Source organism: Microcystis sp. LE18-22.4A (genome assembly GCF_027531105.1).
GTDB classification, from domain to species: domain Bacteria; phylum Cyanobacteriota; class Cyanobacteriia; order Cyanobacteriales; family Microcystaceae; genus Microcystis; species Microcystis aeruginosa.
On record NZ_JAPZRB010000620.1, the window covers coordinates 22,647 to 33,590 of the forward strand.

Here is a 10,944-nt window from a genome sequence, read left to right on the forward strand (position 1 = left end):
AGTCACGGATAAGCAGGAAAAACCTTGATACTGTCGGGATGGGAAAATTTAGTGGCATAGTCACAATTGTCCCCGTGACTCCGAGGTGGGGGATAGGACAAGGGAAATTAGCTATCCTATCCCCACCAGCGATTAACTAAAGAAGGCAGAGATTTCTTCTTCGGATATTTGGGGTAAAACTGCTAAAATTTCGCTTTTTCCCCGATTATTTGCCGATTCAGCCCCAGTATTGCTTTGATTAATCTGGTTAGCTAAATATTCTGCCAAACTATCAATAGTGGGATAATTCCAAACAATGGTGGCTTCGACGGGGATTCCCGACCAATCGGCAAGATCTTGGGCTAATTCCACGGCAAAAATTGAATCTAAGCCAAAATCAGCAAAAGACTGGCTGGTTTGGATAGTGGCTGGATTGACCTTTAATTTCTGGTGTAACCAATTACCTAACCACATTTCCACCTTTTCGGGAGTTTGTTGGCTAAGAAGGGACTTTTTCGGACTAGAGGGGCTATTTACTCGGTCTTGCCGCGGTTGACTAGCAATTTCGACCAGAGAAGTTTCAGCTTGAGGATGAGTCTGTTTAGCTTCTGGTTCCAACGTCAATAACTCGTCGAGTTGATAATCGGAACCCTCTAGACGTTGTTCGATATCATCAATAGATTGAGTATAATCGAGGATACGATCGCGGATAGTCGCCACCGAAGAAGCAAAGTTTTCTTCGGGTGTTCCCCGGAGAGCTTTCTGCACAGATAAATCAAACTGCAATTGACTCCAAGCTAGGGCATGACTGTACTTTTCCCCGGGGTGAATTTGGGCCATTTTCGCCGTTGTTGCTACTAAAGCGGCGTAACAACCCAATTCTCCGATTAAAGAATAGGCCCAAGCTAAGGCGGCAGAACGATCACCCCAGAGATTAGACTGGAGACAACGCTGATTAATAGATTGGGCGGTGCTGTGGAGTTGCAGGGCAATCTCGGGCGCTTCCAGAACTTTTGTCAGAAATTCGCCTAATTTGTCCGTATGGGTGATACTTTTGCCCAAAAAGATTTTCAAACTTTCGTTAGGACCTTCGCCAATTCGTAAAACTCTGGCATCCCGGAGAATTTGCGGGGCAAGATTAGTTTCCATGTAACCTCTACCCCCGAGCATCTGAACGAGACTATCGGCCGCTTCCCAGAGGTAATCAGCCCCCGTAATCTTGGCAATAACTGCCATTTCCCTGGGAACGGCAACTTTTTGGTCTAAGGCGGTGGTGATACACTTTAAGAGACTGGACAAGGCCACCGTAGCCCCAGTTAAATGGTCAAAACGGGCTAAAGTAATCGGACTTTCTAGCAATTTACCTGTAGCGATCGAACGACGGCTGGCATAACGTAACATTAATTGTAAACAGCGTTTCATGCCGCCAACTCCCATCATGCCAATACCTAAACGGGCATAAAGTAAAGCATCGTCGGCGGGTTCAGTGCCATTGCCCAATTCTCCCAGCAATTGCTCTTTAGTGACTAAAACATCCTCAAAATAGATGGCATTTTGCATAATTCCCCGTAATCCCATAGTTAGGGATTCAGGTCCCAAACGCAGACCGGGGGTGCCTTGACGGACAAGAAAACCTGTCAAACCGTTATTCCCCGGTTCTTCCGAATCAAGCAAACGGACAAAAACATTAATCATTCCGGCCCAAGCAGAACCATTCCAACGCTTAAGGCCGCGAATTCGCCATTTATCTCGACCATCCGGCACTGCAACGGTACTAATTGCCCCGATATTCGCTCCTGCTTCCGGTTCCGTCATGCCAAAGGAGGATAATTGTCTTCCTGTCGCTAAAAGAGGTAATAATTCTTGCTTGAGGGAAATAGTCCCGTAGTTGAGCAGCGGACGGATACCTAAGCTGTTATTGAGACTGACCATCGTCGCCAGAGTTAAATCAATGGCGGCTAATTGTTCCATCACCTGCAAAAAATTGCGATTATTAAGGGCTATTCCCCCGTATTCTTCAGGAATCTGCATTCCCATCAGTCCTTGATTGCCAAAATCCATGACAATATAGGGCGGCACACAACGACGGTCATCAATCAGATGGGAATTAATACGAGTTTTGGCGTAATCTCGCAACCAAGTCAAGATTTGCTCGGTTTTTTCTTGACTAGCGGTTGTGGGGCCAGCTTGGTGACTGCTGAGGGGGGGGGTTAGCGTCGGCATAGGAGATGAAATTAGTGGAAGTTGCTGGTTTAAATACTGTTGACGGCAAGCGTGGCGTTGAATTTTGCCGCTAGAAGTTTTGGACAGAGATGCGGGTTTGATAAAAGCGATATCATAAACTTGCAATTCGTGTTCTTGAAAAACCGCTCGACGAACTGCTTCTAGGGCTTTTTGCTGGTTAAAACGGCGAATTGCCGTTCTTTCTACCTCTTGAACCAGGACTAACTTTTCTTCTGCCTCGATTTCTACGGTAAAGGCGGCAGTTCCACTGGGGCAAAAGTCGGGATAGCATTGTTCTACGGTCTGTTCGATATCCTGGGGATAGTAGTTACCGCCGCGAATAATCATCAGGTCTTTCAAGCGTCCGGTGATGTATAGTTGACCCTGATGAATAAAACCTAAATCCCCTGTACGCAAATAAAAACCCTGTCTGGTATCGGCGATAACTGCTTGAAAAGTTTTTTCTGTAGCTTCGGGATGTTGCCAATAGCCCTGGGCAACGGTTTTGCCTTTCACCCAAATTTCTCCCACCTGCTGGGAGGGACAGCGTTGACAGGTTTCAGGATTAACAATGGCAATTTCTGTGTCGATTTCTGTTTGTCCACAACTGACTAAGGATTGAGAATTTGGGCTTTTTTCCGTAAAAACGATTTGATGACGGTTTAAAGCGGCTTTTTCAACCCAGCAGATTTGAGGAACTTGATTTTTCCTGACAGCAGCAACTTTTAAGGTGGCCTCGGCTAAACCATAACCCGGACAAAAAGCGGCAAACTCAAAACCACAGGGGGCAAATTTACGAGCAAATTCGCTTAAAATTTCTATTCTGACCGTTTCTGCCCCATTTAAAGCCACTTTCCAACTGCTTAAGTCTAAATCCGCCAGCTGTTCCTCTTTAATCTTGTCAAGACAACGTTTATAGGCAAAATTAGGGGCGGCAGTGTGGGTGGCCCTGTATTTGCTGATGGCATTTAACCAACCGAAAGGACGTTGTAAAAAGGAAACTGGGGACATTAGATAACAGGGAAATCCTCGATAAAAGGGCAGTAAAATGCCATAAATTAGCCCCATATCATGAAAAGTTGGCAACCATGTCACCATAACGCTCTTTTCATCGTGTTCCCAACCTAAATCTAAATCTCGGAGGTTGGTCAAAAGATTCTCGTGATTGACCATCACTCCTTTGGGAGTCCCCGTGGAACCAGAGGTGTATTGTAAAAAGGCTAAGGTCTCTGCTTTTATCTGAGTGGGGTGGTCTTCGGCTAAACTTTTGCCGATTAAGCTATCCGTAGCTAGAAAGGGAATATCTCTGTCTAGTTGCCTTTTTAATTGGTCTAATTCCGATTGTGTGCTTAAAAGTAAGCTTGCTTGCGAATTATTAATAATAGAAGTTAAGCGAGCCATCTTTTGGTTTTTCTTGGGCAAATTAACTGGAATTGCCACTACTCCTGCTAATAAACAGCCGAAAAACCCAGTAATAAACTCTAATCCCGAAGGGTATGCCAATAAAACTCGTTCCCCCGGTAATAGAATGGATTGGAGACTATTGGCAATCGCTTGCGCTTCCAGAAATAATTCCCCGTAGGTAAGGCGTTTTTCTTCGGTTTCGCCATCGACTAAAAAGGTATAAGCAGTTTTGTGGGGTTGGTATTGGGCGCGATAACGAATAATATCGACTAAACTGCTTATTTCTGACAAATTAAGCTTAGTATCTAAACAAAGAGTCATTTTTTTACTCCCTATTATTAAATGGAATCGAAGACAAAGATTTAATCCTCTCGCACCGGGAAAAGTTTCTGGTGACGGGGGGCGACTGGAATTCTAGGATTGATTTGGGCTTAAATTAAAGGTTTCTCCGTAAATTTCGCCATAGCAGAGCTTCTGAGTCCCAAAACGTCCCCCATACTCGCTCAAGGGTTCATCAGCGTATCCCAAGGCTAAGAGACAACAGACATCGACCGTATCGGGAATTTGGAAATACTCGCGCAAGGGTTTAGCCACAAATCCTTCTAGGGGACAACTATCCACCCCCAAGCTTTGCGCCGCTATCATGAGATAAGTAACCGCAATCATAACCTGTCGGTTGCTCCAAGCTTCTGGAGACTGATAACAGGGTTTAAATTGGAAAAAAGGCGGAATGGCCATGTGCATGAACTTGGCCCGTTTTTCGGAAATCGTCCCCTCTTGTTTTCCTAACTCAATCACTTGATTAATGTAACCACGATGGTTAACTTGGCGATCGCCACAACAGATTAAAACCACGGGTGCATCGACTAATTTATCTTGTTCAAAGCCGAATTCTCGCAATTTTGCCTTATTTTCTGGTTCTCTAACCACTATAAATCGCCATGGTTGCAAATTATAACTAGAGGGAGCTTGGAATCCTAAACGAAAAATTTCGGCTAAAATTTCTTCGGGAATGGCATCGGTGCGAAATTTACGAGTAGAGCGTCTTTTTTGAAATATTTCAGCAATATTCATCATCTAAACCCTTTTATGAGACGTTTTCAACGGTTTAACCTAAAAAACTTTCGGGAATCGCCGGTCCCCATTGATAGAGAATATCTAACCCACCCGCGTGAAGTTCTGGCTCGGTGGTTTGCTCGAAAAGGTCCCCATCGGTAAAATGTTCAATGAGGCTACCGAAAGGATCTTGCCAATAGTCAAACACTTGACTTCCCAACAAATGGCGACCAATACCCCACACAGGAGTCCATCCTTTTTCTCGTAACCAATCGTGGCCGATTTTAATAGAGTCAAAATCTTGCACCTCGAAGGCAGTATGATGGACTTTGGGGTGAGAACCTTGCAACATGGCGATGGTGTGATGATCAACCCATTCCTCTCCCCGTTGACAACGAAGAAAACCCCCGACTCGTAAACTGGGATGGCCGTAATAAATTAAATCTGTTGCTTTTAAGCCAAAAGTCTGCTGATACCAGTGATAGCTTTCCTCAAAGTCTTTGACATCAATAGCTAGATGACCTAGACGTAAAATAGGTGCGGGTTCTTTTTTCGGCCTTTGGGTGCGACCTAAACGGGTTTTGCGACTAGCGTGATTCCATTGCAAGGGTTCAGGAATCGGCAAAGGTTCCACTTCCTCGATACCGTAGACCAATTCTAGGTTAAAACCGTTGGGGTCAATAATTTTGATGCGCTGACCACCGCCGGGGGTGAACAGGGTTTCCACGGTCGAAGCGGAGGCTAAAGTGGCTAGTTCATGTAAGACGGATTCTGATGTCGCTTCTAGGGCAAAACTGACAAATTTAGCTTCTTTTCCCCATTCTACGACATAGACAAACTGTTTTTTGCCTCTAGCTCGCATATACAAGGCTGTATCGGTTTTAACTGCGGTAATCAGGCCAAAATCCCTCAAAAAACGTTCGCACAGGTCTAAATCCGGATGTTGATAGGTAACGTAGGCAATATCAGCAATTTTAGTCATAGTCGGTCAACCAGTGGAGTTGTCTAATTCGGCACAAAATAGCCAGACAGATATCGGTCAAAGTGCTGCCATAGCAAGGATAAAAAGACTATTAAGAAAATCTGAACCTTGTTGTGGTTGATTATGGCATTGTGAGTACACCCACAGTCAAAGGCTAATTTTTCTTGCCCTCAATTGCTATCCCAGACTGGAGTTTGAGTAACTTGGGGGTGGAGAAAAACCTTGGGGAACTTCGGGGTTTTGCGGAAAATTTTTTTGAGAGATGTGGTCAAGGTCGTCTAGAAAAATCCGCTATCGTTGCCATAACGGGAAATTCATGTTACTACTTGGAAATACTTGGATGGTCAACAGCCACAACCACCAGGCCCGCCAAATAGGGCTAAGTGGGTAGGTGAAAAAACTCATAAAATAGCAGAGAAACCTTTGTGGAGGATGAATCAAACCTTGCCAGTACCCCTAAAAATCGATTCGCTTGGATTTAGCGCACGCCGTTAAACAGGGGAGCGAAGCTTGCACTCAAAAAGGAGGATAGGAAACTCACTGTTTTAAGTTTAATCCGTAACCAAATTATTACTTAAATTTCTCAATTATCAGCAAAGTCCTTAATTACTAAACTTGAGATAATGTCTAGAAAAGTTACTTATGGGGATATTCCCAGGCAAAGAACCAAATATCTACTTAATGCTCTGTTAAAGTTTGCTAACTACGAGGTAGATAATTGTGAAAATCTGGCTATTAAATTTAGCTGGATTAATGAGAAAAAATTGAAAATTCAAGCCGAACTTAATGCTTTAGAAATGCTGACAGAAAAATGTGGTCAAAGGCTGGAGTTATGGCAAATTCGGGATGCTTTGACGGAATATCTTAACGAAAAGTTTTTAGGTATTTTGGAAGATCATCGTCTCAATAATCAAGGAAAAATTCGTACTTTTCAAATTACTTTTTGGCAACGGGGTCATGATATTTTAACTAACCTAAGGAGCTTTGATCAAGAGTGGGCAAACAAAAGTAAACATCAATCTCCCGCAATTGCTGCTATTTTCTCCTCTTTAGATGAGGAAAAACAACAGGATTATCAGACCTATATTAAGGATTATGTAAAACGTCCACCTCTGGAGGAAAATTGTCTCAAAGTTCTTCAGCAAGAACAATCGTTGCTAAGAATTCGCGCACCTCATAATAGTGGCAAAACCCGTTTAGTTAATTGGTTAGTCCATCATCTCAAACAAGATAATTATCAACCAGTTATCATTGATTGTGAGGAGGAAAAAGCTACTATTGCCCTTAGTTGTGAAGACTTGCTGCTGTCGATTTGTCGTACCATTACCCAAGAATTAAAGATTAACGAATCTCTTCTCGATAAATTTTGGTCTCGTCCCGGAACTCCTGCCCACAAAACTCGACGATATTTAGAGGAATATGTTCTCCAACCCAGTGCTAATCCTCTGGTTTTTGTCTTTGAAAAATTTGATACAATTTTGGAAACTGAAACACTCGGTAATGAAATTTGTGGTATTCTCAGAAGTTGGCATGAAAGACGTTCCCAACCTTGGCGGAAACTGCGCTTAATTATTATTCATTCAACGGAATTTTATAGCAACTACGATTTTTATGCCTCTCCCTTAATTGGTGTAGGTTATGTGGCTAGTTTATCGGATTTTAATGCGGAACAAGTTCTCACTTTCGCTCAAGTTAATGGCATTAATTGGACGTTATCAGATGTTAACAAGGTCATGAACTTAGTGGGAGGTAATCCTTATTTAATTAAGTTAATCTTGGTAAAATTGCAAGAAGGGAATTCTCTAGAAAAGGTTCTAGATGATGCCTTGCAGGGACGAGAGCCATTTCAAAGTCATTTTTTCCTACTGATGAGATATCTGAAAAGTAATGCTAACCTCCAGAATATTTTTAGGCAAATTCTTCAGAAAAAAGCTCTGACTCCGGCTCAAATGAAAGGAGAATCTGTCCAATTTTTGGAACGATTGGGACTGATCCACAAAAGTTATGATACCCTAGAGGTTCGTTGCAATTTGTATCAAGTATATTTTGACGATTTACTTGATTAGTCTCGTTGAGATTCCCAGTGAAACTGAATTGAGTTTTCAAGTTTTGCTTCTAACTTACTCTTAACCCTGACAGTAATTGGTTCTCGATTAGATTCGGATTCATTATCTACAAACCTGAGAGAATTGCCTGAGGTCAAACTGGCCGAAAGATTGAGGTTTTCTAAATGTTCTTGTATCAACTCTGAAGAAATTTTATTCTGGGATTGCAAGGCTCTAATAGCAGCTATAAATGATTGGGCTGCATCATAACTGGTAGCGGTTCGCCAACTAATATCTTCTTTCCATAAAGCTTGAGCATCTCTGACAAAATTTTGGGACTTAATTAGATGGGAAAACCAAGGCACAGCCAAAACTAAATTATCAATAAATTTACCGCTATCAACCAACATTTCATGTTCATACATGGAATGACTCCCTAAAAGAACTAGCTTATTTTTCAGTTCTAGAGTGGTACTGGTATTCAACTGTTCAAGAGTATGGGATAATTCCACTACCACAGAAGCTGATTCCAAACTGGGAAATAAGACAATTCCTCTAACTTGATCTTGGGAAAATGCTTTTAAAACTTCTGCGTCAATATCTAGGGAAGATGATAAATCAATTACTTTAGTGATTTTACCGCCTTTTTTTTGGAAAGCTTGATGAAACTCTTGAGTAAGTTCTTGGCTATCAATCTGGTTAGAATTATTAAAAATAATTACCTTATCTAGATCATGTTGGCTGGCATAATTAGCTAAAGTTTCACCAATTTTTTCATTGGTGATAACGGTTCTAAAAAAGTATTCACTCTCAATTACATTCGAGGAACTTGTAGAAGAAATTAAAGTAATTTTGGCTCTTTCATAGATAGGTAAAGCTGCTAAGGTGGCTTCACTAGAATAATGTCCAATTACTCCAATAACTTTGGGGTCTTTAACGATTTCCTTGGCGACTATCTTAGCAACTTTTTCATCATTATTATCATTGGCAATAACGATATTTAAAAATAAATTATTCGCACTTGTCGGTAATTGGCTATTAAATAAATATTGTGCTTGAGCAATCCCTTTCAGGATTTCTTGGGAAATTTCATTTTTTTTGCCACTGGGAATAACCACCGCCAAAGTCACATAATTATTACTTAAATAAGCGATGGCATTATTATAATAAATTAATGTTTCTGCATCTTCAGGATGAGCAAGATAGGCTTTTTTGAATAACTGTTTAGCTTCCAGATAATTAGCATTTTTAAAAGCTAAAATACCCCGATCTTTATAAAAATTTTCCTGTTTAATAAGTAGCTTTTTTTCGCCTTGGCTAAATAGTTCAGGCTCCTTAGTATAGGGGATTTTATAAAAGTAAGGTAACAGCCATGACTGGTAGAATCCCAACCCAAGTAACCCTGTAACAATGCTAGTAAATATTCCCGCTACCAACATAAATAAACGAGATTGTTTTTGACGAGTAATGCTTTCAGAGGCTGCTAAAAAACGATAATCGATACTATCTAATTCTTTATCTTCTTGCCATTTTTTAGATTCCTCTAACTTTTTCCCCGTCAGTAAACAATTTGTATCGGTAAAATTTGAGTCTTCCCACTTAGCAATTTCCGATTGATAAGGACGACTAGCTGCTAATACATTATATAACCATTTTTGATTAAAAATTGCCTGATAAATAGCATTAGCCACTCTAAGATAGCCCTGATTATCGACGATAACTAATCCAGATAGTAATAATTCATCATGTTCTGGTGTGTTACTCGCTTTCACCAATTTACCTTTTAAAACATTAGCATAAACCCTTAGTAAATACCCTTGATCAGGATGATAAATAAGTCGCTCTCTTATACTTGATAAAAAAGCAGGTTCATCTTTTTTTTCCCAGTTATCAATAATGTGTTTATAAACAAAATCTCGCATCCAAGCTGATAAGAGAGACCGAGGTATTTGAACTTTAAACTTGGCCATTAAATAACACAATTTTTGAGTTAGAAAAGGTTGACCATTAGTCCAGCTAAAAATTTCTTGTAGAATTTCTTGAGGGGACACACCCAACCCTTCTAGTCCTTGCATCAAGGGTTGACAGTTATCTTCTAACGACAGTCCATTTAATTCAATTGCTTTACCAATATTGAAAGGAGTTCTTTGACTATCCTGAATTAATTGATTGGGGGTAGCCGTGCCAATTAAAACAAATGAAATACGATTAAAATCTGCATTAATAACTCGCTTTTCATGACAAGACCTAAGGTAAGCAAAAAAGTCATCAGTAGCAAAGGGTAGTTTTCTAACCACATCAATTTCATCAATAAAAATAACCATGCTGGTTGAAATTTTTCTCAATAAAATTTCTTTAATAAATTGTCTAAGTAACCCAACATTAGAAACAGATTGACTGGCGATCCAAGATTCTAAATCCGTCATGTTTAGGTTTAATTGTTCGGCAATTTCAAGAATTAAGGAATGATACCAGCTAGATTGATCTACTGATGTCCCTAATTCATTTAAGTCTATACGGGAACAGGCAACTCCTTGGGCTTCAATTTGAGTTTGGATGCGTACTGTCAAACTTGACTTGCCCATTTTGCGAGAATTGAAAATATAACAATACTGACTGTTCATCAGAGCTTGGTACAATTCCAGATCAGCCCTTCTATCCACATAGCTTGGATCGGAAGGAGATAAGGTACTAGAAAACTTATAAACATTCTCGGCGGTTCCGTTTTCTTGCATATTTCGGTATTTCATTGACCAGATAACCAAAACTTGGGTAAGTAATACCAGTTTGAACTACACTAACCCCGGTGATAAATCCAGAAAAAAACCGCGCTCACTCATAGCCGATTATTGGTAAGCTAGTTCTACTCTGAATGAAATTGGCATATTTTCTTAGGGTAAACTCATCGGAAATTTTGGGTCTGAAACCCCGCCGTTCTAGGTTGGCTTTACGTTAGAATTAAAAGGCCAGTCTCGAAAACCAAGTGGACGGCGCAGCACCGTTCGGCTGAGCTCACGGCCGAAGCCTTGAAAACTCGGCTTAGGGGGTTCCGACCAGAAAAGCTTGGCCGGGTAAAAAGTCGCGCGCAACAAGTACAAGAAGCGTTTAGCTGGAAACGTACCGTGGGACACACGGAATCGGGCTTCTGAAATGGGGCGAAAGTCTGTGGACTCTGTGTAAGACAGTACATGGTTTTTTAACTGTGGTATGCGACGGTGGTGGAAGCAGAAACTTAAATCGTGAGGTTTAGGAATC

At 41.1% G+C, this 10,944-nt stretch carries 5 protein-coding genes; 1 reads left to right on the top strand and 4 read right to left on the bottom strand.

Features of this window, described 5'->3' with window-relative positions; genetic code table 11:
- Positions 1–132: 132 nt before the first annotated feature.
- The 3 genes from O9295_RS26520 to O9295_RS26530 all read right to left on the bottom strand — a co-directional run bounded on the left by O9295_RS26520 (position 133) and on the right by O9295_RS26530 (position 5,644).
- Positions 133–3,927: an AMP-binding protein gene (locus O9295_RS26520; protein WP_288036256.1), complete on the bottom strand. Its 3,795-nt coding sequence runs from the start codon at positions 3,925–3,927 to the stop codon at positions 133–135.
- A 93-nt stretch (positions 3,928–4,020) separates the two neighbouring features.
- Positions 4,021–4,683 (bottom strand): nitroreductase family protein, encoded by a 663-nt coding sequence (locus O9295_RS26525; protein WP_288036257.1) that lies wholly within the window; start codon positions 4,681–4,683, stop codon positions 4,021–4,023.
- 31 nt (positions 4,684–4,714) lie between these two features.
- Positions 4,715–5,644, bottom strand: coding sequence for a VOC family protein (locus tag O9295_RS26530; RefSeq protein ID WP_002732692.1), 930 nt, complete (start codon positions 5,642–5,644; stop codon positions 4,715–4,717).
- Positions 5,645–6,267: 623 nt separating this feature from the next.
- On the opposite strand from O9295_RS26530, the gene O9295_RS26535 reads away from it, so the two are divergent.
- The gene (locus tag O9295_RS26535; protein WP_288036259.1) at positions 6,268–7,710 is read left to right on the top strand and encodes an AAA-like domain-containing protein; all 1,443 of its coding nucleotides are present in this window, start codon (positions 6,268–6,270) and stop codon (positions 7,708–7,710) included.
- Here the strand turns inward: O9295_RS26535 and O9295_RS26540 are convergent.
- Positions 7,707–10,439, bottom strand: coding sequence for an AAA-like domain-containing protein (locus O9295_RS26540; RefSeq protein ID WP_288036260.1), 2,733 nt, complete (start codon positions 10,437–10,439; stop codon positions 7,707–7,709). The two genes, O9295_RS26535 and O9295_RS26540, sit on opposite strands and share 4 nt — an antisense overlap.
- Between the last annotated feature and the right edge of the window lie 505 nt (positions 10,440–10,944).

What these genes read in the sequence shown, in the direction of transcription:
- O9295_RS26520 (WP_288036256.1), bottom strand. Translation starts at nt 3,927, where the DNA reads ATGACTCTTTGTTTAGATACTAAGCTTAATTTGTCAGAAATAAGCAGT.
- O9295_RS26525 (WP_288036257.1), bottom strand. Translation starts at nt 4,683, where the DNA reads ATGATGAATATTGCTGAAATATTTCAAAAAAGACGCTCTACTCGTAAA.
- O9295_RS26530 (WP_002732692.1), bottom strand. Translation starts at nt 5,644, where the DNA reads ATGACTAAAATTGCTGATATTGCCTACGTTACCTATCAACATCCGGAT.
- O9295_RS26535 (WP_288036259.1), top strand. Translation starts at nt 6,268, where the DNA reads ATGTCTAGAAAAGTTACTTATGGGGATATTCCCAGGCAAAGAACCAAA.
- O9295_RS26540 (WP_288036260.1), bottom strand. Translation starts at nt 10,439, where the DNA reads ATGAAATACCGAAATATGCAAGAAAACGGAACCGCCGAGAATGTTTAT.